Here is a 24,285-nt window from a genome sequence, read left to right on the forward strand (position 1 = left end):
TCCGTCACCTTACTGACCCCGGCACAGACCGGGCGGCGAAGGTGCACAACCGTGTTGCAGATTCGCCGACGGGCTTGGTTCGGGACCACTCCCGGGCACGCGCGGTAACGTGTCACCCCGTGTTGGAGCGCAGCCGGCCGTTCGCGTTGATCGTCGTTCTCGTCGCCGGAGTCGTGGTCGCGGTGCTCACGGGGACCGCCAAGCCGGTGCCTGCCGGGCAGTTCGCCCTGACCGGGCACTGGGTCTTCAACTCGTTGCTGCAGACGGTCTTCCACATCGACGGCGCCACCAGCGGTATCGACGCGCACGCCGAGGTCCCCGGTGAGCCGGGCAGCCAGGTCGTGCAGGGCGACACCAGCGGTTATGTCGTCGGCCGGACCGGCATCACCGAGTTCGACAAGGCGACGCTGTCGGTGCAGCAGACCATCAGCCCGCCCGCGGTCGAGGTGCCGGTGAGCATCGAGGTCGTCGGCGGGCCGTATGTCGTGTACCGCAACGCGGGCAAGATCGTGCGGCTGGGCGACCCGCCCGTGGTCGTGTCAGTCGGTGGCGCGGTCGGCACTCCCGTTGTCACCACCGATGGCACGATGTGGGTGCACCGCCAGGACGCCGGCCAGATCTGCACCCTCGCCAAGGACGCCGCCGAGATCTCCGGCTGCCCGGTCGCCGCTCCGCCCGGCCACCCGGGCGCTTTGACCATTGTGGACGAGCGGGTCGCGTTCGTCGACACGTTCAGCGGGGCGGTGCACATGGTCGAAGGCGACAAGCTCGGCGCCGCGGTCCCGATCGGGGTGCCGGTCTCGCCCAACGCCCGCCCGGCCACGCACGACCTCGGCGGCCGGGTGGCCATCCTCGATCCACAGCGGCAAAGCATGCTGCTGGCCGACACCAGGAACCCGCCAGGCAAGCCGGTCACGGTCGCGCTGCCCACCGGCGACTACGACGGCCCGGTGTCGACCGGTGACGTGGTCGTGTTGGTGGACAGGCAAAGCGGCACAGTGCTGACGTACGGTGCCGACGGGGTGCGTAAGGACTCCAAGCCGGTCAAGCAAGGATCATCCGGCGGGCAGCCTCGCCTCAGCCGGGGCGAGGACAGCCGGGTGTACGTCGAAGACGGCGACGGCACGCAGGTCGTGGTGGTCGGCAAGGAGGGCACCGTCCGGGACGTGGCCACCGCCGAACGCCCGACTGCCACGCCCTCACCGCCGCCGCCCCCGCCCACTGCTCAAACGTCGACGCCTGACGTCCGTATCGCCGCACCGCCACCGGCTCAGCCGCAAACCCCACGGACGCCCCCACGGCGGCAAGAGCCGACCAAGGCGCGTCCCCCGACTCCGACCACACCGTCCGCGGTGCCTGCCGGCCGGCCAGGCGCCCCGCCTTCAGTCGCCGCCCAGCCAGGCGACGGCATGGCGACCGTGACCTGGGGCGCGGCGCCGGACAACCGTGCGCCCATCACTTCCTATGTGATCACGTGGCAAGGAAACAACGGCCGGACAGGCTCGTTGACGGTCGGCGGAGCACTGCGCCGGGCGACGGTCACCGGCCTGACCAACGGCGTCCGGTATGTCTTCACGGTCGCTGCGACCAACCGCGTCGGCACAGGCCCCGGGGCGTCCTCCAACCCTGTGCAGCAGCCGACCCGGACCGTCACAGTGACCCGTGGCACGACCGAGACCTACAACGACACGTGTGAGGCCCCCGCGTGCGGGAAGATGCGCGTCACGTTGCGCGGCTTCGAACCGAACACGCGGTACAAGATCGTGCCGCACGCCAACGTCAACTACTCCAACGAGGGCTCGACCCAGACCACTGACCGCAACGGCAACCGCACGTTCGAAGCGTTCCACTTCGGCAAGCCGGGCGCCGTGGTGTGGGTCATCGTCGACGGCGAGTACCAGTCGAACAGGTACACGTGGGTGTCGGGCTGATCTGTCCGCCTGGCACCGGTCAGTGGCTGCCCAGTTTGTCGAACGGGGTCGTGACACCGTCCTTGAACGTGCGGCCGGTGTCACGGTAGCGCACGGCGATCTGGCCCAGGGCGAGGACGATGTAGACGCCCGACAGCACGATGGCCACCCAGCGGTTCGCCGTGGCGGACAGCACGATGCTGGCGGCGAACTGGAGGCCGAACAGTCCGAAGAGGACCCCCGCGCCCAGCCCGGTGAGCCTGCGGTCGAGCATGATGCTGACCGCGAACAGCGACTGGGCCGCGGTGAGCAGCAACTCGACGCGCTGGTGGCCGTCGAGGGGCAGTCCGCTGAAGGTGCCCGCCGACAGCGCGAACACGATGGGGATCGTGCCGACGAGCAGCGTCCACTGGTTGACCTTGCTGGACAACAGCGTGCCCAGGGACTGTGAGGCCTTGAGCCGGGCCGCGTACAGGCAGGCCACGATGAGCTCCGGCGATTCGCTGGCCAGCGGGGCCACCCACTGCACCAGCAGGAACTTGTCGACGCCCAGATGTTCCCCGGTCGCCACGAGGTTCTCGGCGAAGTGCTCGGCGCAGGCCAGGATGACCAGGCCGGCGACGACGAACAGCGTGATCACCGACCATCGGCGGCGGGTGGCCGGTTTTGCGCCGACCCAGTCGGCCACCCCGATCAGGTCCGGCTTCTCCGCCGGTGCCTGAGCCAGGCGCCAGGCGTAACACGCGAAGATCGCGACGAACACCGCGGCGTCGACAAGCGTCAGCGACGTCCGCAGGGGCAGGGTGAGCGAGTAGACGGTGGCGATGCCCAGGAACGCGAGCTCGACCGACACCGCGGGCTTGAAGTCGACCGTGCCGGGTCGCGGGGCACGTGCGCCCGCACGCGCCGCGGCGATGCCCGCGACCAGGACCACCAACGGCCAGCCGAAGCCGACCAGGATGCGGTTCGCCCCGGTCATGTTGGCCAACGCCAGCGAACACGGGCTGGCCCCCTCGGTCACGCAGTGTCCCTGCTCGGCGAAGACCTGGCCGGCCTGGTACGTGAAGACCAGGTCGACAGCGTATTCCGGGAGCACCGCGACGACCGCCAGCAGGGCGATGGCCAGCCCGGCGGAAATGTCCATCTGCGCCGCCTCCGCGGCCCACGACAGCAGGAACGCGGCCCCGACGATGGCCGCGCCGAAGATCACGGCGGCCAGTGGCGCGGGCAGTCCGGGATGGGCCAGGCCCAGGTAGTCCGCGGCGCCGAGATACGTCCCCACCAGCGTGACGCCGACGGCGAGGGGGAGTTGAACGGGAAGTTTCGCGGACAACCCTTACCTCTTCCGGGACATGGTCAAGTCCTTGGTGGTGTTGCCGGAACGCCGGCAGGCGAAACGTCAGCGCCGGGCGTCGGCCAGGAACTTGTCAGCGGTCAATGGCAGGTCACGGACCCGGATGCCGGTGGCGTGGTGCGCGGCGTTGGCGATCGCGGCCGCGGTGCCGACGATCCCGATCTCACCGATTCCTTTGGTGCCCAGCGGGTTGACGTGCGGATCGGTCTCGTCCACCCAGTGTGCCTCGATGCCGGCGACGTCCGCGTTGGCGGCGATGTGGTACTCGGCGAGATCGTGGTTCACCACGTGACCGAACCGCTCGTCGAGCACGCTCTGCTCGTGCAGTGCCATGGACATGCCCATGGTCATCCCACCGAGGAACTGTGATCGCGCGGTACGGGGGTTGATGATCCTGCCCACGGCGAACACCCCGAGCAGCCGGGGCACGCGGATTTCGCCGGTGGCGGCGTGCACACGCACCTCGGCGAACTGGGCACCGAAGGCACGCATGGCGAAGCGTTCACCGGCGGAGTTGCCGGGCGTGGTGCCCTGGGCCTCGTCGCCGGGGTTCGGTCCGGTGCCGAACTTGTCCCGGAACGCCCGCGCGGCGTCCACAACGGCCGAACCCCACGAGTTGATGCCGGACGAGCCGCCCGCGACGGTGGCCGGGGGCAGATCGGTGTCGCCGATGCGCAGGTCGATGGCGTCGACCCGGACGGACAAGGCGTCCGCGGCGATCTGCGTGAGCGCGGTCCACGTGCCGGTGCCGATGTCCGTGGCGCCGATCTCGATCCGGTAGCGCCCGTCCGGCTGGAACCGGACCGTCGCCGACGAGCCGGGCTTGACGTGGACCGGATAGGTCGACGCGGCGACGCCGGTGCCGACCCACCAGCCGTGCTCCCGCCGGGTTCTGGGCGCGTGCTCGCGGTCGGCCCAGCCGAACCGGGCCGCGCCTTCGCGCAGGCACGCGACGAGGTTGCGGCTGGAGAAGGGTTTCCCGGACTCCGGGTCGACGTCCGGTTCGTTGAGCACCCGCAGGTCGACCGGATCCATCCCGCACGCGTTCGCCAGCTCGTCCATCGCCACCTCGGGACCGAACATGCCGGGGCACTCGCCCGGCGCACGCATCCACGACGGCACCGGGACGTCCAGCGCCGCCAGCCGGTGCGTGGTGCGGCGGTTCGGCGCCGCGTACATGTGCCGGGCGGGGATCGCGGTCTGCTCGGCGAACTCCTTGATCCGCGAGGTCTGTTCGACCACGTCCATGCTGATCGCGGTGAGGCGGCCGTCGGGTCCGGCGCCGAGCCGGACGTGCTGGACGGTCGGCGTCCGGTAACCGACGAGGCTGAACATCTGCTGACGGGTCAGTGCCAGCTTCACCGCCCGGCCGGGCATTGCCTGTGCGGCCATCGCGGCCAGCACGAGATGGGCGTGTGCCTGTCCTTTCGAGCCGAATCCGCCGCCGACGTGCGGCGCGATCACCCTGATCCGTTCGGGAGCGAGGCCCAGTGCCTTCGCCAGCGACTGACGCGTCGAGTGCACGCCTTGCGTCGAGTCGTAGAGGGTCAACTGGTCGTCGTGCCAACAGGCCACCGTCGTGTGCGGTTCCAGGGGATTGTTGTGCGTCATCGGTGTCGTGTAGACGTGATCGACGACCACTGGGGACTGTTTCAACGCGGATTCCACGTCACCCTGGGAGGTGTCGGTGGGGAAGGACGGGTTGACGGTGTCCGGGGTGTAGAGATCGTCGCGGTCCGGTGTGAACACGGCGTCGTGGGGCGATGGGTCGTACGAGACCTCGACAAGGCCCGCGGCATGCCGCGCGGTCTCCGAGGTGTCCGCGACGACCGCTCCGATGACCTGTCCACGGAAGGCGATTTCGGTGGACTGCAGCACGGCCAGCTCGGCGTCCTCCGTGGACGCGAGATGCGGCGCGTTCTCGTGCGTGATCACGGCGAGCACACCGTCGACGGCTTGTGCCGCCGAGGTGTTGATCGCGGTGATGTGTCCCCGTGCGACGGTCGCCTGAAGCGGGTACGCGTACGCCGGATCGGCGACCCGGTGTTCGAAGGCGTACCTGGCCGTACCGGTGACTTTGGCCGTTCCGTCCAGGCGGGGGAGTGGTGAGCCGATCATCGGTCCGCTCCGGTCAGGTGCTGAAGGGCCGCGACCAGTGCGCCACGTGCCATCCGCAGCTTGAAGACGTTGTCCCGCAAGGGCCGGGCGTCCCGCAGTTCGGCGTTCGCGGCGTCGTCGAAGGCTTCCGCGGTGGTGGGCCGGCCGCGCAGGGCGTCCTCGGCCCGATACGCACGCCAAGGCTTGTGTGCCACACCGCCGAAAGCGATCCGGACGTCCCGGATCGTGCCGTTGTCGAAGAGATCGACCGCGGCGGCGACGGACACCAAGGCGAAAGCGTACGACGCACGATCACGGACCTTGCGATAGCCCGACCGCGCGGCCATGGGCAACACGGGCAGGTCGATAGCCGTGATCAGTTCGCCGCGTTCCAGGACAGTGTCCCGTTCGGGCGCGTCACCCGGCAGGCGGTACAGATCGGTGACGGGCACAGCACGGTCGCCGTCCGGCCCGGACACCTGGACCACGGCATCGAGAGCGACCAGCGCGACCGCGAGGTCCGACGGATGGACGGCGACGCAGTGTTCGGACGCGCCCAGGATGGCGTGATACCGGTGGTAGCCCCGCAAAGCCGAGCAGCCCGAGCCGGGAACCCGTTTGTTGCACGGCGTGGTGACGTCCTGGAAGTACACACACCTGGTGCGCTGCAACAGATTGCCGCCCATGGTGGCCAGATTGCGCACCTGTGCGGACGCCCCGGACAACAGTGCCTCAGCGAGCATCGGGTAGTCACGGCGGATACGCGGATCAGCCGCGGCATCGCTGTTGCGGACCGCCGCGCCGATCCGGAGACCGCCGTCAGGCAACGATTCGACGCGGTCCAACGGCAGTCCGCTGACGTCGACCAGCAGGTTCGGCGTGGCCACCCCGAGCTTGAGGTGATCGACCAGGTTCGTCCCGCCGCCGAGGAACGCTGCGTTCTCGTTGCCACTGACGGTCGCGACGGCCGTGGCCACATCCTCCGCGCGCTGGTACTCGAAGGGATTCATCGCGCGGCCTGCTGGATCGCGGCGACGATGCCCGCGTAGGCACCACATCGGCACAGGTTGCCGCTCATCCGTTCGCGGATCTCGGCCGGGCTCAGCCGCACCTCGGCGGCGGCGAGATCACTGACCGCACTCGGCCAGCCCGCCTCGGCCTCCTTGAGCATGCCGACGGCCGAACAGATCTGTCCTGGCGTGCAGTACCCGCACTGGAAGCCGTCGTGGTCGATGAAGGCCTGCTGGACCGGGTGCAGGTGGTCGTCCTGAGCGAGGCCTTCGGCGGTCACGATCCGCGCACCGTCGTGGGCCACCGCCAGCACGAGGCAGGTGATCACCCGGCGGTCGTTCAGCAGGACCGTGCACGACCCGCATTGCCCGTGGTCGCAGCCCTTCTTCGGCGCCATCACGCCGAGCCGTTCCCGCAACGCGTCCAGCAGGGTGGTGCGAGCGTCCACCGTGACGTGCCGCGCCGTGCCGTCCACGTGCAGCGTGATCTCCGCGTCCATGTCCGCCTTCCACCACCCGGGGCTTTGCTGACGGCTTCCCGTTCCCGGCGGGGATAAACGATCATCCCGCGTTCTTGCCCCTGACGTGCGACGCCGGCTTGTCCGGTGGACAGGCTGAAACTTTCGTATTGACTTCCGGCAGATCACGTGGCCAGACTGGGAGCGCTCCCAGAAGGCTTCTCGTCGTAACCCGAGCGTCACACCAAGGCGACACCTCACCGGCGAACGAGGTGCACGCCGTCGTGCGTACCCACGACGGAGGTGGATTTGTGAGGAAGAGACTCGCACTGTCAACCCTGCTGGCGGTGCTGGCGACGATGCTGGTTCTCGTGCAGCCCGCCCAGGCGGCGGTGGGACTGAGAGTGAGCGGGACCCGCGTCGTCGAGGCGAACGGAACCCCGTTCGTCATGCGTGGGGTCAACCACGCGCACGTCTGGTACCCGAGCCAGACCAGTTCGTTCGCCGCGATCAAGTCCTATGGCGCCAACACGGTTCGTGTGGTCCTGGGCAGCGGGCAGCGGTGGGGACCGACGTCGGCCGGCGAGGTCGCCAACGTCATCTCGTTGTGCAAGCAGTCGCGTCTGATCTGTGTGCTGGAAGTCCATGACACGACCGGTTTCGGCGAGGAGGCCGCGGCCGCCAGCCTGGACCAGGCCGCCGGCTACTGGATCAGCGTGGCAAGCGCGCTCGCCGGCCAGGAGAACCACGTCGTGATCAACCTCGGCAACGAGCCGTTCGGCAACAACCAGCAGGTGAGCGCCACGTGGGCGACGGCGACGTCGAACGCGATCGTCCGGCTGCGCAACGCCGGACTGGACCACCTGATCATGGCCGACGCGCCGATGTGGGGCCAGGACTGGCAGAACATCATGCGGGACAACGCATCCACGGTGTTCAACGCCGACCCGGACCGCAACACGGTGTTCTCCGTGCACATGTACGGCGTCTACGACACCGCGGCCGAGATCAACGCCTACTTCGACGCCTTCCGCACGGCCGGGCTGCCGCTGGTGGTCGGCGAGTTCGGGCACAACCACTCCGACGGAAACCCGGACGAGGACACCATCATGGCCCAGGCGCAGGCCCGCGGCCTCGGCTACATCGGCTGGTCGTGGAGCGGCAACAGCGGTGGTGTCGAGTACCTGGACATGGTCACCGGGTTCAACCCGAACAGCCTGACCCCATGGGGTGAACGAATCCTCAACGGTGCCAACGGGATTCGGCAGACCTCACGGGAGGCGACCATCTACGGCGGCGGTGGCGGGGACACGGAACCGCCGACCACGCCGGGCACGCCGGTCGCCTCGAACGTGACCGCCACCAGTGTGACGCTGAACTGGGCGGCGTCGACCGACAACACCGGGGTCGCCGGTTATGACGTCTACCGGGCAACCGGGGCCAGCGGCGGAACGTTCGCGCTGGTCGGCTCCCCGACCACGAACACCTTCACCGCCACCGGCCTGGCGGCGGCCACCACTTACCGGTTCTCCGTGCGGGCACGTGACGCCGTGCCGAACGTGTCGGCCAGCTCCGGCGCCCTCACGGTCACGACGGCGTCCGGCGGCGGTGGCGGTGCCTGCCGGGTGACGTACTCCGCGACCAACTGGGGTGGTTCCAACGGATTCACCGCCAACGTCACCGTCACCAACACCGGTTCCAGCGCTCTCGACGGCTGGACCCTCGATTTCGCCTACGCGGCAGGGCAGCGGGTGATCCCGCCCGGCTGGGGCGCTGTCTGGTCCCAGTCCGCCGGCGGCGACGTCAGCGCGGTCAATTTGGACTGGAACGCTCGCCTGGCACCGAACGCCTCCACAGGCATCGGTTTCACCGGAACGTACAACGGGTCGAATCCTGCGCCGACCTCGTTCACCATCAACGGGAACGCTTGTACGACCGGCTGAAACCCTCATGGTCCTCAGGCGGCGGACCGTGCCTCTCCCGGCACGGATCCACCGCCTGAGGACGCGTTCGGTCCTCCCGTCATACTGGCTGGCGTGACCACGCGACAGCCCCGCCTTGAGATCGAGTACTGCACCCAGTGCCGGTGGCTGCTGCGTGCCGGGTGGACCGCGCAGGAACTGTTGACCACGTTCACGGTCGAGCTCGGCGAGGTGGCTCTGATTCCCGGCACCGGTGGCGTCTTCGACGTCCGGCTCGACGGCGAGACAGTGTGGTCACGGGCGGAGCAGGGCGGTTTTCCCGACCTGGCCGAGCTCAAGCGGGCGGTGCGGGACCGGGTCGCGCCCGGCCGGGACCTCGGCCACACCGACCGGCGCAGGCCTTCATGATCGCCGTCGCGACGATAATGGCGGAATGAATCCCACCCTCGATCAGGCCGAACGCCTCGACGCCGACGACGAACTCGCCGTGTACCGGGATCGGTTCGTCCCCATCGAAGATCCGGGTGTCGTGGCCTACCTGGACGGCAACTCGCTCGGCCGTCCGCTGCTCGCCGCGGCCGAGCGGCTCCAGGATCTCGTGCGGCACGACTGGGGCTCCCGGCTGATCCGGTCGTGGGAGGAGGGCTGGCTCACGCTGCCCGAGCGCATCGGGGACGAACTCGGCCGGGTCGCCCTCGGTGCCGCGCCCGGCCAGGTGATCGTCGCCGACTCCACGTCAGTGTGTCTGTACAAGACGGTCAGGGCCGCGCTGGCGCTGCGGGCGGGCCGGACGGAGATCGTCACGGACACGGCCAACTTCCCGACCGACCGCTTCATCGTCGACGGTATCGCCGAGCAGACCGGCCACACGGTCAAGTGGATCGCGTCCGACCCGTGGTCCGGTGTGCGCACGGAGGAAGTCGCGGCAGCCGTCAGCGAGCGCACCGCCGTGGTCGTGCTGTCCCATGTGGACTACCGGTCCGCGGCGATCGCGGACATGACGGCCGTCAGCCGGATCGTGCACGACAACGGCGGGCTTGTGGTGTGGGATCTGTGCCACAGCGTCGGCGTGCTTCCGGTCGAGCTGGACGCCGCCGGTGCCGACTTCGCCGTCGGCTGCACCTACAAGTTCCTCAACGGCGGCCCGGGTTCTCCCGCGTTCCTCTACGTCAACGCCCGGCACCACAACGACTTCCGGCAGCCGATCACCGGCTGGATCGGCGCAGCCGACATCTTCGGCATGACCGACCGGTTCCAGCCCGCGCCCGGTATCCGGAGCGCCTTGTCCGGCACGCCGACGATCCTCGGGATGGCCGGCCTCGAAGCGAGCGTCGCGCTGCTGGCCGAAGCGGGCATCCCCCGAATCCGGGCCAAGGCGCGGGCCCTCGGCCGGTGGGTGATCGAACTGGCGGACGCGTGGCTCGTCCCGTTGGGCTTCACGGTCGCCTCACCGCGATCGGACGAGAAGCGGGGTGCCCACGTCACGCTCAGGCACCCCGCCGCCGAAAGCCTGTCCCGGACTCTGATCGACCACGGCGTGATCATCGATTTCCGCAACCCGGACGGGATCCGGATCGGCCTGAGTCCGTTGACCACCGGCTACGCCGAGGTCTGGCACGCCATGAGCGTCATCCGGGAATCAGCACGGACACGTCCGGCTGCCGCAGGGTCGGGAACGTCCCGGTGATCTGCCTGCGGCTCAGGTCCACCACGGCCACCTGCTGGGTGTCCAACAGCGACACATAGGCGACCGGCTTGCTCGGGTGGAACGAGACCGCGGACGGCTGACCCGGCACCGGCATCGTCCAGATCGGCTGCAATCTCGTACTGATCAAGGAGATCGCCTTGTTCGCCAGGTCGGTCACCAGCAGTTGGTCCTGCGACACGGTGTAGACGCGCAGCGGGTCTCCGGCGACCTTGAGCTGGCCACGGACAGACATGGTGTTCGCGTCGATGGCCACGACAGCGGGAGTGCGGCGCGCTCCGACGAAGAGCGTCTGTTCGTCGGTGCTGAGGCACGCGCTTTCCGGTAATTGGCCGGGAGTCATCATGACAGGCGCGGCGGCCGCGTCGTACGGTCGCACCAGACTCACGGTGTGTGAGAGCAGACCGGTGACGTAAGCACGTTCTCCGTTGCGGGTGATGGCGAACATGTGCGTCTTGATGCCGCCGGTGTTGACCGCCCGTGACGGACCGTTCCCGATCGAGGCGTCGAAGCCGAGCAGGACTGCTTTCTCTTCGCTCAGTGCGTAAAGCCGGTTCGTACTGTCCATTCCCACACCGTGGATCCGGTTGAACGGAGCGAGTTCGATGGTCCGGACGAGAGTGCGGGCGCGCAGATCGACGACCCACAACGCGGATCCGCCGGGACCGACCACAGAGGAGAACTCCACACCGTAGTGACCGATGTAGGCGAACCGGCGCTCACGGTCGGCGACGAGCTCGTGCGGATAGTCACCCAACACGATTTCCGACAGCCGCTTGCCGGTGCCGGCTTCGAAGAACGCCAGCCGCCGGTCGCCTTTCTCCACCACGGCCAGCACGTCGCCGAAAGCAGTCTCCTGCTGCATCGCCGGAAGCGGCAGGCCGGCCATGCCGGCGAACTTCAGCGCGGTGCGCCTGCTGATCGCATGGTCTTTCATCCACGGGCTCCTTCGGAGAGTTCGATGGTCATGTCGTCGTGTGCGGTCTCGAACACGGCGTGCTCCAGGTTCGCGAGCAGACCGGCCGGCATGGGGGTCACCACGATCCGCTCACAGTCCACTTCGTTCCGATGATCATTCAAGGTGTCCAAGATGTACGCCTCGGCCACGAGCAGGTCCGCGCCTGCCGCGGCGCGCGGGATCGCCTCCGTCCACGCAGTGTCACCGGTGTGAGCGACGACAACGCCATTGATGTTCAGGCGCAACGCCGATGCCGGTGCGCCCCTGGGATGATCGACTTTCCAGGCCCGAACGTCAATATCCGTCACCCGGATCGGCCTATCAGGACACAGTTCGGCAACGTCTACATCGAACTTCCGCCGAACACCGGTGGAACCGGGGTAGAACACCTCCATCGCGCCGGTCAGCCGCTGCCGCGGTCCCCGCGGTCCGGCGACCACCAGCGGCCCGGTCCGCCGGGCGAACTGGTCGTCGAGGATCAGGAACGGCGGCCCTGGGCCGCGCTCGATGTGCAGGCACGCCTGGAAGCGCCCGCCGCTGCCGGAAGCGTCACCGGAGCCCGCGAACGTGACACGTACCCGGACATCCGACATTGCCCCACACTGTCACACCGGGGTCGGCGTCGCCCATACCCGATCTGGTCGTCAGCCGCAGCTGACGGCTCGGTCGACAGGTGAGGTGTTGTCAAGCCGGCGGACGAAGGAATCGCCACCCACAGCGGCCTTCTTGGCGCACGCGGATTCCTTGTCCGTGTACGGGCCATAGTAGACGGAGTAGATCTCCACGCCGTTGAGGTGTGTCCGCAGCGAGTCGCACCCGGTCGACGGGGCGTGCAGGTACTTGGCGCCTGGGTTGGCGGCCAGGAACTGCTGGATGTCCGAGGTGTAGTTCTGCTCGTTCACCGCCGAGCCGACGATCACGATGTACGAGTCGTCGCACGGCGGGTTGACCAGGCCGCCGGCCGTGGCCGTGGACGTGGCCGTGGACCTGGGTGTGCTGGTCGCGGTGACGGGGGACGTGGGCTGTGTGTTGTGGGTGGTGGAGCCCTTCGGCCAGAACCACACGGCGGCGGTCGTGATCCCGGCCGCCACGATCACCGCGGCCACCGCGGCCACGATCCGGAATCCGTACGGCGTCGCCGGTCGCTTCCTCTCCGGCGGTCGCTGCGCCTGTGCCTGTGGTAACGGCTGGGGCGGGGGCTGAGGCAATGGCGGTGGCTGTGCCTGTGGCGGGCGCTGGGGCTGGGGCTGGGGCAACACCGGGACCGTGGACAGGCGCTGGGTAGCCTGCCCCTTCAGCGCCTGGCGAGCCGCGGCCGCGAGTTCACCGGCTGTGGCGAACCGGTCCGCGGGGGTCTTGGCCATGCCCGTGGCGACGACCTGGTCGAGGCCGACCGGCACGCCCGGGCGTCGTTCGCTGGGCTTGGGCGGGTCCTCGTTGGCGTGCGCGAAGATCACCGCGAGGGCGTTCTCCGAGGTGTACGGCTTCTCGCCGGTCAGGCACTGGAACAACAGGCAGGCCAGCGCGTAGATGTCCACCCGGTGGTCGGTCGGGCCCCGCCCGAACCGCTCCGGCGCCATGTAGGCGACCGTCCCGACGGCCTCACCAGTGCCGGTGATGTCGGTGTTCGAGGTGAGCGGCCGCGCGATGCCGAAGTCGACCAGGTAGGCGAAGTCTCCCTGCAGGATGACGTTCGACGGTTTGACGTCCCGGTGGACCAGGCCTTCGGCGTGCGCCGCGTCGAGCGCGCCCGCCACCTGGCTGACGATGTCGACGGCGGCGGACGGGCTCAGCGGCCCGCGGGCGGTCAGCGTCCTGCGCAGGTCCTCGCCTTCGACGAGACGCATGTCGAGGTACAACCGGCCGTCTATCTCGCCGTAGGCGTGGATCGGGATCACGTGCGGTTCGCGCAGCCGCGCGGCGGCGTGCGCCTCACGCTTGAACCGCTTGCGGAACTCCTCGTCGTTGGCGGCGTGATCGGTGAGCAACTTCAGCGCGACCACGCGGTCGTGCCGGGTGTCGTACGCGCGGTGGACCTCACCCATGCCGCCGCGCGCGAGCAATCCCTCCACCCGGTACGGGCCGAACTGCCACGCCACGTGTTCCCGCTCCCCTGCTCGTCCGGTCGGCATCATAGCCATGACCAGGCAAGCTCAGTGGGAGCCTCACCCCCGCGGCGCGGGCACCGCAGGCCACTGCTCGCACGCGTCCCCGGGACACGAGTGGTCCTTGACGAGCGAAGACACCCGCAGGGACCCTCGGATGGCACGATTTTGCCAGAAGCAACTCGATGCCCGCCCCGCACCCAGCCGTTGTCCGACGTGAACACGGCGGCGGTGAGCGTCGACGTCTGCTGGTCAGTCTCGGGGCGAACGGGTACCGCGAACGGGAGAGTTGTGGTTGGGATTTCCCATACCCGCCAGGACACCGGCGACGATGGCCATGGCGTGAGCACGCCCGGGACACTGGTGTGGGCCTGCGCCAAAGGGAATCCCGTTCGCCGCGAGGTCGACCTCGATGACCGGGTCAGCACCGGCCGCCACACGGCGGGTGGCTCGGACCGGCGGGTCGTTCCGCAATGTCTCAGCGAGGACAGCGTCGATCGTTTCGTCGCCGTCCCGCATCGCCCGTGCGGCGTTGCGGATGAGGCCCGCGGTCGCGGCATAAGCCTGCACCAGCACGGAGATCTTCGCCGCGGTCAGTTCGTCCGGCACGCCTCCGAAAACCTCGACAAGCCAGGCGACGGCCTCGTCGGCCGGTTCTTCGCGACCTGTGCCGGGTTGGTACGCCGCCGCCGTCACGGCGACCGCCTCGACCGGGACCGGCGGGAAATCCAGGACCTGGCCGAGGACCTCCACCGGAACGATGCGCGCGACCAGGTCGGGGGAACGTCCTGTCAGGACACGGGTCCGTTCGGCCGCCAGGTCGCGAAGCGCGCGGACATCGACCGTGGCCAGCATCTCGGTGATCAGCCGCCGTCGGCGGGTGTGGTCCGGCCCGTCGGTGAAACGGGCGATGGTCCTTCGTAGCCAGCGAATTCCCACTGCCGGGCCACCGGCGGGCACGGGCGGGATGGTGTACGTCGGATCGGTGAGCATGGCGGCCACCCTAAGGCCGTGTCGGTTCGGCGTGCGCCGAACCGACGACGGCCCAGAATGGTGGGGTGACACCGATGGCGCGCGGAGCCGATCTCGCGAAGCTGGCCGCCCTGCTGGCCGACGAGACCAGGGCGGAGTTCTGCCTGGCCTTGCTGGACGGCCGGGCGTGGACCGGCCGGGAACTGGCCCGGCACGCCGGGGTCGCGCCGTCCACGACGACCGAGCACCTCAACCGGCTGGTCGCGGGTGGACTGCTGACGGAACGGCGCCAAGGACGCCACCGCTACGTGCAGCTCGCCGGTCCGCACACCGCTGAACTGCTGGAACACCTCATCGGCCACATCCAGCCGGGACCGGGCCGGCCCAGGACCCTCCGGTCGGCGGCGACCTCGGCCGCGCTGGCCCGTGGCCGCACGTGCTACGACCACCTCGCGGGCCGGCTCGGCGTGGCGATCACGGACGCGATGCTCGGCAACGGCCTGCTCGACCACGCCGCGGAGCTGGCGCTGACCAGCACGGGCCGGACATGGCTGACCACCGCGCTCGGCGTCGACCCAGCCGATCTGCGGCCCGGGCGACGGCCGCTGACGCGGGCCTGCCTGGACTGGACCGAGCGACGGTCGCATCTCGCCGGGCTGTCCGGCGCGCACATCTGCCGCCGTCTGCACGAGAACGAGTGGATCAAACGAATCGGCACCAGCAGGGCCGTACGCCTCACTCCGGCCGGGGAGCAGGCCCTGCACCGGCTCCTGGGTTTAGAGTCGCTGAATGACGACCAGTGACCTGACAGGCTGGCTGCGTGACTCCGATCCGGCGTTGCGGTGGCAGGTCGAGCGCGATCTGATCGGCGAACCGTCCGAGGTGTGGCAGGCGACGCGGACACACATCGCGACCGAGGGCTTCGGCGCCCGCCTCCTCGCCTTGCAGGATTCCGACGGGCAATGGGCGGGTGGCGCGTTCTTCCCCGCGGGCTTCCGCTCGGAGCAAGGCGCCGGACAGCCGTGGACGGCGACGACCTGGACGCTGAACCTGTTGCGGGAGTGGGGTCTTGACGCGGGCGTCCTGCGCGAACGCCGCACGGCCGAGCTTCTCGGCCGGAACAGTCGCTGGGAGTACGACGATCTGCCGTACTGGGGCGGCGAAGTCGACTGCTGCATCAACGCCTGGACCGTCGCGAACGGACTGTGGCTCGGCGCCGATGTCACCGGCATCGTCGACTGGCTGCTGGCGCACCGGTTGCCGGACGGTGGCTGGAACTGCGACTGGGTCGAGGGGTCGACGCGGTCGTCGTTCCACTCGACGCTGAACGTGCTGAAAGGCCTACTGGCCCATGACATCGCGACCGGAGGCACGGAGGCGACACGCGCCGCCCGGCGTTCCGGCGAGGAATACCTCCTGGAGCGTGGGCTTTTCCGTCGGCTGTCCACGGGAGAACCAGTGGCACCATGGGTGAACCACTTCGGCTACCCGTTCTTCTGGCGCTACAGCGTCCTCAACGCGGCCGACTACTTCCGCCAAGCCGCACGGTTCGACGGCACGAAGCCCGACCCGCGGATGGCTGAGGCGATCGAAATGGTCCGTGCCGCACGGCAACCGGACGGCACCTGGCTGCAAGGCGGCCGGCCAACCGGCCAGATGTGGTTCGAGGTGGACGTGCCCGCGGGAGAGCCGTCGAAGTGGCTGACTCTGGTCGGCACACGTGTGCTCACGTGGTGGAACTCCTGGTCACCGGCCACTGCGGCGCGACCCTCGTGAGTGTTTATCAGTGTTAGAACACGGATAAACACTCACGAGGGCTGGCCTGCGCGCCTACTTCGGCAGTCCGTCGGCGATCGGCTCGATGAGCTTGGGCCACTGACTTTCGTCGTCACGGACGCTCCGGCTCAGCTCCAGGTGGACGAAGTCGGCCTCGTGCTCCGCGGCCACCTTGCCTTGTTCGTTGCGAGTGCCTTCCAACCGGCCGCATTCGCGCTCCCACGAGCGGCAGGTCGCCAGGCCTTCGTCGGCCATGCCACCGGCGATCCGGCGGATCATGGCTCCGGCCTTTCCGGCGCCGGGCGAGATCACCACGTCGGTGTCCGGCAGGCTGTCGTCGTGGAACCCGTGCACCTGCACCTGCGGGATGTCCCGTTCGGCCAGATCGGTGGCCACGGCGTGGAACGCGGAGTCGGTGCGGTGCGCGACGTCGCCGCGTTCGACCCGGCGGTGGGTGCCCGCGACCAACAACGCCGCGCCAGGCATCGCGCGGAACAGCGCCAGCCCGATCCGTTCCGTGCCCAGGTCGGAGTTCGGGTGCGGTACTTCGACGGCCACCCGCACCGGTTCGGAGAGATCGACCAGGTACAGGCCCCATGCCCGATCGTCGGCGACCAGTGCGTACTCCCGGCCGGTCGCGGGATCTCGGCCCACGGTCAGCGTGAAGCCCAGTGGGCGTAGGGAATCGGCCAGCCGGGGCCGGTCGATGCCCCGGCCGTCCTCGATCAACGGGCGCAGCGCGGCGACGATCTCCTTGCGCTCGTCCGCGCTCGGCGGCTCATACCGCGCGTCCGGCCGCAGCGTCTCGGCGAAGCCCGCGAGCACGTCGTCGAGATCCGAAGGCGGCCGGACGACCGCCGCCGGGGCTTCGTCGTCGCCACTGATTCCCACCAGCACCCCCACTCCTGCCAGGAGCGCGACGGTGATGGCCACCAGCGGTATCCACTTGCGCGCACTGAACGTCATCGCCGCGCAGTTTAGGGGCACCAAGTGATTTCGCCGCCTTATGAACCACCGTGCGCATGAATCCGTATGCGAGGTGTGCCACCGCAGCCGACATATCGGAGTGGCGTTGAGGATGTTCGACAGAAGGCGCAGGCGGACGGATCTGGAGGGCCAGCTGGCGGAAGGCGGGTTCCCCGCCGGCGTCGGTGTGCCCTCGGCCGTGCTCGTGGGCCTGTTGGTACTGCTCGCCGGGTTCTGCGTACTGCACCTACGCGAGCCGGAGGTGTCCGCACCCCGGGCTGTCGTGGAGTCGCAGCAGGCGTTGGTGGACAGCCTGGCGAGATCCCTCGCCGCCACGGCCGCCCAGAACGTCGCGGACCTGCGCACCGCCGTCACGGTGTCCGATCCCGGGCGGGCGCCCGCGGACCTGCTCGCCGACGTGAACCAGAGCCAGCCGAAATGGCGTGGCATGGCGGTGCTGGAGCGATCCACCCGCAAGCAGGTCGTGACCCGGGGCGAGCCGATCCCGGTCCCGGCGTCGATCACCGACTCGGCGGTCGTTCCGGTGGCCAGGCCGGACGGCACCCTCTGGATGCTCGTCACCGTGCCGATGCCCGGCGACTCGCAACGTGTGGTCATGGCGGCCACCGCGGCGGGCATCCCCGCTGTGCCGCTTGACGCCGACCTGCGGCAAGGGCTGGTGCTGGCCAACCAGGAGGACAAGATCGTCGACTCCCGGGGCACGGTGCCGAAGGTCGAGGACACGGCCGCCCAGTCGCTGCTCGGCAGCGCGGCCGCGGCGGCGAGCACCGGGCAGACCGGCGCTTACGTGGGCGAACCCGGGCTGGAGCCCGGTGGGCCGGATTCGGCGCGGGAACGTGCCGTGGTCGTGGCCTACGCCCCCGTGGGGACCGGCGAGCTCGGCCTGTCCCTGCTGTCGGTGGCCCGTGCGCCCGTGGCCGAGGCCGGGCCCGCCCAGCAGGGAATCCGGCCGGCGCTCGCCTTGGTCGTGGTCGCGCTGCTCGGGTTCGGCCTGATCCGCGCGACGCTCGTCGGTCCGGTACGGCGACTGCGGTCGGACGCGTTGCAGGTCGCGAGCGGCGATCTGAAGCACCCGGTCCGGCTCCCGCATTCGGCGGAGACCCGCCGGATCGCCGCGGCCGTCGAGTACTGCCGCACGAAGCTGCGTGGCGAACCGGAACCCGTCGTCCGGCGCTTCCCGAGAATGTCCGCGCGTCTCGCGGTCGTCCTGGCCACCCTTGGTCTGCTCGCGTGGTCGGGATGGGTCGCGGTGACCGTGGGTGGCGGGACCGCGCGGGTGCCCGACTCGGTGGTCAGCGGCCATCGGAGCCAGGTCGGCAACGCCGCCGAGACGATCCACCGGACCGTCCGCGACGGGCTCGCCGACCTGCAGTCGGTCGCCGGGCTCAGCGGCTCGCAGGACCCCTCGTCGCTGGTGCCGGTCGTGCGTGAGCTCGCCGGGCAGGAGCGGTTCCGCAGCGTCTACCTGGTCGACAAGTCGGGAGTCGTGACGGGGGAGTCAGCAGGCAGGCCACCGTTGCGCGGTGTCAACGTGTTGCCGCCCGATCCCGGCGTCCGGTTGCAGGACACCGCCGGCCGGGTGCCGGTGTTGTTCGCGCACGCGGCGTTGAGCGGCGGCGACTACACGCTGGTGGGGGAGTTCGACGTGGACCACCTCGCCGATCTGCTGCGCCGCGCGCCCGGCCGGGTCCGCCTGGTCAACTCGGAGCTGCGCACCCTCGCCGCCACGGACGGCTTTGTCGCGTTCGAACAACTGCCCGGCGAGGACGCCAGGCGCGGTGTCACGGACGCACTGGCCGGACGGCCCGCCGCCCGGGTCGACGGCGAAGGGCGGAACCGCACGGTGATCGTGGCCCGGTCGGTCGACGACCTGCCGTGGGCCGTGGTGTCCGAGAAACCGGTGCGCGAGCTGAGCCTGCCCGGCAACGAGGTGCGCAACGGCGCGATGCTCGTCGCCCTGATCGGAGCCTTGCTCGCGGCGTTGTTGTTCGGCTGGCACTACCTGGTGCTGATCCGGCCGCTGCGCAGGCTTGCCGCCGCGGCGAAGTTCGAGGACGTGATCTACCCACAACGGCAGGACGAGATCGGAACCATCGCGTGCTGCCTGGAGATCTGCCGGCAGGCGTTGTCCGAAGGCGTGGGCAGGCTGGGCGCGGTCCGCAGGCCGCGCGGCGCCGCCACCGACCAGACCGTGCGACTGCCGCGGATTCCCGCCGACGACCCGCTCGCCGACCCCGAACCGCGCCGCCGATCCCGAGCCGAGGTCTGATCTTGCTGTTCCTGTTCGTGGTCTTCGCGACCGGTTGCCTGTCGTTGCTCGTGCTCGGCGTGGCCGAGCAACGCCGCCACTACGCCAACCTCCGTCGCATCCCGACCCGCGTGCTGGTGAACGGAATCCGGGGCAAGAGTTCGATCACCCGGCTGTGCGCGGGTGCGCTGCGCGGCGGCGGGCTGGTGACCGTGGCGAAGACGACCGGCACGGCGGCCAGGTTCATCCATCCCGACGGCAGCGAGGAACCGGTGTACCGGAAGTTCGGGATCGCCAACGTGGTCGAGCAGATCGGCATCGTGCGCCGGGCGTCGGCCTACCGGCCGGACGTCCTGGTGATCGAGTGCATGGCCGTGCAGCCGGACCTTCAGGAGATCAACCAGAGCAAGCTGATCCAGTCCACCATCGGCGTGCTGTGCAACGTCCGCGAGGACCACCTGGCCGAGATGGGGCCCACGCTGGACGACGTGGCCCGCTCGTTGAGCCGGTCCATGCCGGTCGGCGGTATCTGCGTGACCGCGGAGCGGGAACGTCTGCACATCCTCAAGGAAGAGGCGGCTCGCCGGGACTGCGAACTCGTGCCGGTCGACCCGTCGTCGGTGACCGACGAGCAGATGGCCGGGTTCGGCTGGATCACCTTCAAGGAGAACGTGGCGATCGCGTTGGCGGTCGCCGACCTGCTGGGCGTGAACCGGCAGTCCGCGCTGGCCGGGATGTGGGCCGCGGCGCCCGATCCCGGTGTGCTGTCGGTGCAGCGCTACCAGGTGGGAGACCTGCGGCTGCGGTTCGCGAACGTCTTCGCGGCGAACGATCCGGAGTCGACGCTGATGAACATCGAGCAGCTGCTCGGCACCGGTGCGATCGCACGGCCGCTGCACGTGGTGATCAACTGCCGGCCGGACCGGGTCGAGCGGAACGGCCAGATGGGCGCGCTGATCCCGGAACTCGCGCCCGCCCGGGTCGTGCTGATCGGCGAGCCGACCCGCAGCGCGCGGGTCGCGATTCCGGGGGACTGGCAGGGCGAGGTGGTGGACCTCGGCGGCAGGCGCGACCCGGACAAGCTGCTGGCCGGTGTGCTGGCAGGGATGACGGGGTCGGTGTCGCTGGTGACCATCGGCAATATCCACGGGCAGGGCGAAGTCCTGCTGGACCACCTGGCGACGCTGCAACAGGCACCCGCCGACGCCGGGGATCAGGCTTCCGGTGCGCCGCAGCCGGTCGGAGCCGGACGGTCACTGGCTGGAAGTCAGTCCGCCGGTGAGTCGCGGCCTGGTGTCGTGCCCGCCTCGGAACCTCAGCCCCGCGTGCGAGCCCGGCCAGCCGGGTTCCGGCCCAGCCCGGTGCCGCGCCGGCCGTCGCAGATCCACGACACGACACCGTTGCCCCGCATCCCGGCGAGCGACCCGAGGAGCGGATCATGATCGCGGGCGGCCTGCTCAGCGAGATCGCCACCCTCGGACTCGCCATCGGCCTGGTGTTCTCCCTGGTCTGCTACCTCGCGACGAACCTGTCGCCGGGCGGCATGATCACGCCGGGGTGGCTCGCGCTGACGATGGTCGAGGACTACCGGCGGGCCGGGATCATCGTGGCCACCACGGCGCTCACCTTCGTGCTGACCAAGATCCTGCAACGCGTCGTGATCCTCTACGGCAAACGGCTGTTCGCGGCCGTGGTGCTGACCGGCGTGTTGTTGCAGACCGGGCTGTTCGTGCTGATCCAAAGCGACTACCCGCTGTTGTTCGCCCACCAGACGCTTGGCTTCGTCGTGCCGGGGCTGATCGCGTACCAGCTCGTGCGGCAGCCGCCGGTCGCCACCGTGCTGAGCACGGCGGCGGTCAGCCTGGCCAGCTACGGGGTGTTGATCAGCGGTGTGCTGGCCGGCCTGGTGCCGACCACGTGACGAAAGGCAGGAAGTGACATGTCGAAGACCAGCACGGCCGTACGGGCAGGTGCCCTGCTCGGGGTGATCGGCGTGGCCGCCGCCGCGTTCGTCTACTTCGACCAGGAGCCGTCCGCCTCGGCTCCCGCGGCACAGCAAGCAGCCGCCGCCCCGGTGCAGCGAACCGCGGACTACACCTTCGAGCGCCTGGACGATCCGGCACGCACCATCGTGCGGGACAGCCAGTCGGTCGTCGCCACGATGACCGACGGCGCCCGGACCGTGGTGCTGAGCGGGCCGAGCCGGACCTTCCGGGAGCCGAAGGCCACCAAGGCCGAGGTCACCACGACCGCGTGGGTCCGCCTCGCGCCGCAGGCGTGGCGGGAAGGCGAGGAGTCGGCCGGCTGGTTCCGGCCATGGCTGGCCAAGGCGTTGAGCGACACCACACCGGACGTCCTGGCCGTGGCGATGGAGTACGTCGACGGCGCCGCGGACGAGAAGAACGCCGAGGGCGTCCGGTTCCGTGGCGACGCGGCGTTCGGGCCGGTGGCGGCGACCGGTACGGGCAGGCTGGAACGGTCGGACTTCTACGACTACTTGGGCGTACCATGGTCCTTTGTGGACGGTACACGGACCACGCCGGACAGCAAGCATTACGGTGCCGTGGACTGTTCCGGGTTCGTGCGGTTGGTCTACGGCTACCGGATGGAGTACCCGTTGCTCGGCACGAACACCCGCGGTCCTGGCCTGCCGCGGCGGGCGTACGCGATGGCGGAGTTCGGCCCTGGCGTCACGCCCGTTCCCAACACCGGCCGCCGTGTCACCGCGTACGACTCCCTGCAACCAGGAGACCTGCTCTTCTTCGAAGTCGAAGGCGGCGCGGACGAACTCGACCACGCGGGCATCTACCTCGGCGTCGACTCCGACGGACGCCACCGGTTCATGTCCAGCCGTGAACGCGTCAACGGCCCGACCCTCGGCGACGTCGGCGGAACATCGCTGCTGGACGACGGCGGCATGTACTCCCGAGGTTTCCGGGCCGCCCGCCGCATCTGAAACCCCTGCTCACCCCTCGTGAGTGGTTATCAGGGTTAGAACACGGATAACCACTCACGAGGGGGATAGCCTGGGGCTCGTGAAAATCGGTGTGAACGTTCCCAACTACGGCCCGGGCACCGATCCGGGTGTCCTGCGTGACTGGGCGCGGACCGTGGAAGGACTGGGGTTCGACCTGCTGATGATGTCGGACCACGTCGCCGTCACGCCTGACGTGGCCGAGAAGTATCCGGCGCCGTTCTTCGAGCCGTTCACCGCGCTTTCCTGGCTCGCCGGGGTCACCCATCGCGTCCGGCTGGGCACGACCGTGGTCATCCTGCCGTATCGGCATCCCCTGGTCACCGCGCGAATGGCCGCGAACCTGGCCGACATCAGCGGCGGCCGGTTCATCCTCGGTGTCGGCGTCGGCTGGGCACGGCAGGAGTTCGAGGCCCTGGGTGTCCCGTTCACCCGGCGCGGGAAGCTGACCGACGAACACCTCCAGGTTATCCGCGACGCGTGGCGGAACGAGGACGACTACCGCGCCGGACGAATCCCGATCTGGGTCGGCGGCAACAGCGACGCCGCGCTGCGCCGGTCGGTCCTGCTCGGCGACGCGTGGCACCCGTTGCGGGTGCCCGCGGCCGCGCTGGGCGAGGAGGCTTCCCGGTTGGCGGCCGTGGCGAAGCAGGAAAACCGTCCGGTGCCCGGGTTGGCGCCGCGGATCGTGCTGCAGCCCGCCGCCGAACCGGTGACAGGCCCCGATCGCCTGGCGGGCGAAGGGAATCTCGAGCAGATCGTCGGTGATCTCGCCACCCTGCGGTCACTCGGCGCGGAGGCGGTGCTGCTCGACACGTTCGGCGGCGACCCGGAAGAACTGAAGCACCCGGAAACGGCGTGGCGTGATCTCGCGGCGGTCGCCGCGGCCTGGAAGGAGCGGACGTGAACCCGGCCGAGGAAGCCCTGCTGCGGCAAGCGATCGAGCTGGCCCGCGAGGCGCGCGAGGTGTACGGCAACCCGCCGTTCGGTTCGCTGCTCGCCGACGCGGACGGCAACGTGCTCGTGAAGGAGCGCAACACCACGCTGACCGACAAGGACATCACGGCGCACCCGGAGCTGAAACTGGCCCGCTGGGCCGCGCGCGAGCTGGACCCGGAGACCGCGGCGGCGACCACGATGTACACCAGCACGCAGCCGTGCGGCATGTGCACCGGCGCGATCGAGCGGTCCGGGCTGGGCCGCGTGGTCTACGCGTTGTCCACCGAGCAGTTCCTCAGCCTGCGGCCGCCTGTCGTGGGCGGCGAGTACCGCCTGGAAGGACCGGCGTTGTTCGACGAGGCCCGCGTACCGGTGGACGGCTACTACCAGTGAGCTTCGGGGAATGCGGCAGGCTGGTTGAATGTTGAACGAGTCGATCGACAGGAGGACCAGTGATCGACAACTTCAACGACTACCAGCCCAACGGTCAGGTGGCGGCGGACCGGTGGGTGACGGCGACCCACCTCTTCGACCTGTCGCACGAGGAGACCACGGCGGACCGCTGGGAACGGGCGGAAGCGTTCTTCGCGGCGAAGGACTACGTCGCGGCGGCCAAGCTCCTCGGTGAAGTCGTCGACGAGGTGCCGGACCAGATCGGCCCGCGGCTGCTGCTGGCTCGCGCGTACTACCACTCGGCACAGCTGCGGCGGGCCGAGGAGCAGTTGCGCGAGATCATCGACCGGGACCCGGTCGAGCACTACGCCTACCTGATGCTCGGCCGCACCCTCGAGCGGCAGGGACGGCACGACGAGGCCGGTCCCTGGCTGCGGATGGCCGACGCGTTCGGCGGCACGCGCTAAGGTCCGTGGC

General features: G+C 69.6%; 22 protein-coding genes. 13 read left to right on the plus strand and 9 right to left on the minus strand.

Annotated elements, in window-relative coordinates; translation table 11 throughout:
* Window positions 1-119 precede the first annotated feature (119 nt).
* On the plus strand, window positions 120-1,931 hold the full coding sequence (locus GC106_RS23320; protein ID WP_173134491.1) for a fibronectin type III domain-containing protein: 1,812 nt from the start codon (window positions 120-122) through the stop codon (window positions 1,929-1,931).
* 19 nt (window positions 1,932-1,950) lie between these two features.
* On the opposite strand, the gene GC106_RS23325 is transcribed toward GC106_RS23320, so the two are convergent.
* The 4 genes from GC106_RS23325 to GC106_RS23340 all read right to left on the minus strand — a co-directional run bounded on the left by GC106_RS23325 (window position 1,951) and on the right by GC106_RS23340 (window position 6,871).
* Window positions 1,951-3,243, minus strand: coding sequence for a calcium:cation antiporter family protein (locus tag GC106_RS23325; RefSeq protein ID WP_173134494.1), 1,293 nt, complete (start codon window positions 3,241-3,243; stop codon window positions 1,951-1,953).
* Between the two features lie 66 nt (window positions 3,244-3,309).
* A complete protein-coding gene (locus GC106_RS23330) occupies window positions 3,310-5,382 on the minus strand; it encodes a xanthine dehydrogenase family protein molybdopterin-binding subunit (RefSeq protein ID WP_173134497.1) in 2,073 nt (690 codons plus the stop codon).
* Entirely contained in the window at window positions 5,379-6,371 is a 993-nt protein-coding gene (locus GC106_RS23335) for an FAD binding domain-containing protein (RefSeq protein WP_173134500.1), read from the minus strand. The genes GC106_RS23330 and GC106_RS23335 overlap by 4 nt, the downstream gene beginning before the upstream one ends.
* Window positions 6,368-6,871: a 2Fe-2S iron-sulfur cluster-binding protein gene (locus GC106_RS23340; protein WP_173134503.1), complete on the minus strand. Its 504-nt coding sequence runs from the start codon at window positions 6,869-6,871 to the stop codon at window positions 6,368-6,370. The genes GC106_RS23335 and GC106_RS23340 overlap by 4 nt, the downstream gene beginning before the upstream one ends.
* A gap of 269 nt (window positions 6,872-7,140) precedes the next feature.
* Between GC106_RS23340 and GC106_RS23345 the strand changes: the two genes are divergently transcribed.
* The 3 genes from GC106_RS23345 (at window position 7,141) to GC106_RS23355 (ending at window position 10,438) form a co-directional block, all read left to right on the plus strand.
* Window positions 7,141-8,772: a cellulase family glycosylhydrolase gene (locus tag GC106_RS23345; protein ID WP_312872800.1), complete on the plus strand. Its 1,632-nt coding sequence runs from the start codon at window positions 7,141-7,143 to the stop codon at window positions 8,770-8,772.
* A 93-nt stretch (window positions 8,773-8,865) separates the two neighbouring features.
* Window positions 8,866-9,159 carry an Rdx family protein gene (locus tag GC106_RS23350; RefSeq protein WP_173134506.1) on the plus strand — a complete coding sequence of 98 codons (294 nt, stop codon included), beginning with the start codon at window positions 8,866-8,868 and terminating at the stop codon, window positions 9,157-9,159.
* 25 nt (window positions 9,160-9,184) lie between these two features.
* The gene (locus tag GC106_RS23355; RefSeq protein WP_173134509.1) at window positions 9,185-10,438 is read left to right on the plus strand and encodes a kynureninase; all 1,254 of its coding nucleotides are present in this window, start codon (window positions 9,185-9,187) and stop codon (window positions 10,436-10,438) included.
* Here GC106_RS23355 and GC106_RS23360 read toward each other — a convergent pair.
* From GC106_RS23360 to GC106_RS23375, 4 genes are all read right to left on the minus strand, one after another.
* Window positions 10,380-11,393, minus strand: a complete 1,014-nt coding sequence (locus GC106_RS23360; protein WP_173134512.1) for a YncE family protein — start codon at window positions 11,391-11,393, stop codon at window positions 10,380-10,382. The genes GC106_RS23355 and GC106_RS23360 overlap by 59 nt on opposite strands.
* Window positions 11,390-12,007, minus strand: coding sequence for an MBL fold metallo-hydrolase (locus GC106_RS23365; RefSeq protein ID WP_173134515.1), 618 nt, complete (start codon window positions 12,005-12,007; stop codon window positions 11,390-11,392). The genes GC106_RS23360 and GC106_RS23365 overlap by 4 nt, the downstream gene beginning before the upstream one ends.
* Window positions 12,008-12,058: 51 nt before the next feature.
* Complete coding sequence (locus GC106_RS23370) at window positions 12,059-13,555, minus strand: protein kinase domain-containing protein (protein WP_246366633.1); 1,497 nt, start codon at window positions 13,553-13,555, stop codon at window positions 12,059-12,061.
* A 216-nt stretch (window positions 13,556-13,771) separates the two neighbouring features.
* Window positions 13,772-14,512, minus strand: a complete 741-nt coding sequence (locus GC106_RS23375) for a cytochrome P450 family protein (RefSeq protein ID WP_173134518.1) — start codon at window positions 14,510-14,512, stop codon at window positions 13,772-13,774.
* A 74-nt stretch (window positions 14,513-14,586) separates the two neighbouring features.
* On the opposite strand from GC106_RS23375, the gene GC106_RS23380 reads away from it, so the two are divergent.
* On the plus strand, window positions 14,587-15,294 hold the full coding sequence (locus tag GC106_RS23380) for an ArsR/SmtB family transcription factor (protein ID WP_173134520.1): 708 nt from the start codon (window positions 14,587-14,589) through the stop codon (window positions 15,292-15,294).
* Window positions 15,281-16,267: a prenyltransferase/squalene oxidase repeat-containing protein gene (locus GC106_RS23385; protein ID WP_173134523.1), complete on the plus strand. Its 987-nt coding sequence runs from the start codon at window positions 15,281-15,283 to the stop codon at window positions 16,265-16,267. The genes GC106_RS23380 and GC106_RS23385 overlap by 14 nt, the downstream gene beginning before the upstream one ends.
* Window positions 16,268-16,321: 54 nt before the next feature.
* Here the strand turns inward: GC106_RS23385 and GC106_RS23390 are convergent, their stop codons facing one another.
* On the minus strand, window positions 16,322-17,233 hold the full coding sequence (locus GC106_RS23390) for a hypothetical protein (RefSeq protein WP_173134526.1): 912 nt from the start codon (window positions 17,231-17,233) through the stop codon (window positions 16,322-16,324).
* Window positions 17,234-17,345: 112 nt separating this feature from the next.
* Here GC106_RS23390 and GC106_RS23395 point away from each other — a divergent pair, with 112 nt between their 5' ends.
* From GC106_RS23395 to GC106_RS23425, 7 genes are all read left to right on the plus strand, one after another.
* A complete protein-coding gene (locus GC106_RS23395; RefSeq protein WP_173134529.1) occupies window positions 17,346-19,523 on the plus strand; it encodes a HAMP domain-containing protein in 2,178 nt (725 codons plus the stop codon).
* 2 nt (window positions 19,524-19,525) lie between these two features.
* On the plus strand, window positions 19,526-20,944 hold the full coding sequence (gene pgsB, locus GC106_RS23400; protein WP_173134532.1) for a poly-gamma-glutamate synthase PgsB: 1,419 nt from the start codon (window positions 19,526-19,528) through the stop codon (window positions 20,942-20,944).
* Window positions 20,941-21,423: a poly-gamma-glutamate biosynthesis protein PgsC/CapC gene (locus tag GC106_RS23405; RefSeq protein WP_173134535.1), complete on the plus strand. Its 483-nt coding sequence runs from the start codon at window positions 20,941-20,943 to the stop codon at window positions 21,421-21,423. The genes pgsB and GC106_RS23405 overlap by 4 nt, the downstream gene beginning before the upstream one ends.
* Window positions 21,424-21,441: 18 nt before the next feature.
* Window positions 21,442-22,458: an NlpC/P60 family protein gene (locus GC106_RS23410; RefSeq protein WP_173134538.1), complete on the plus strand. Its 1,017-nt coding sequence runs from the start codon at window positions 21,442-21,444 to the stop codon at window positions 22,456-22,458.
* A gap of 79 nt (window positions 22,459-22,537) precedes the next feature.
* Window positions 22,538-23,383: an LLM class flavin-dependent oxidoreductase gene (locus tag GC106_RS23415; RefSeq protein ID WP_173134541.1), complete on the plus strand. Its 846-nt coding sequence runs from the start codon at window positions 22,538-22,540 to the stop codon at window positions 23,381-23,383.
* Window positions 23,380-23,808 carry a nucleoside deaminase gene (locus GC106_RS23420; RefSeq protein ID WP_173134544.1) on the plus strand — a complete coding sequence of 143 codons (429 nt, stop codon included), beginning with the start codon at window positions 23,380-23,382 and terminating at the stop codon, window positions 23,806-23,808. Before GC106_RS23415 ends, GC106_RS23420 begins: the two co-directional genes overlap by 4 nt.
* 59 nt (window positions 23,809-23,867) lie before the next feature.
* Window positions 23,868-24,275 carry a tetratricopeptide repeat protein gene (locus GC106_RS23425; RefSeq protein WP_312872801.1) on the plus strand — a complete coding sequence of 136 codons (408 nt, stop codon included), beginning with the start codon at window positions 23,868-23,870 and terminating at the stop codon, window positions 24,273-24,275.
* Window positions 24,276-24,285: the final 10 nt, after the last annotated feature.

Source organism: Kibdelosporangium persicum (assembly GCF_013280595.1).
Taxonomy (GTDB): domain Bacteria; phylum Actinomycetota; class Actinomycetes; order Mycobacteriales; family Pseudonocardiaceae; genus Kibdelosporangium; species Kibdelosporangium persicum.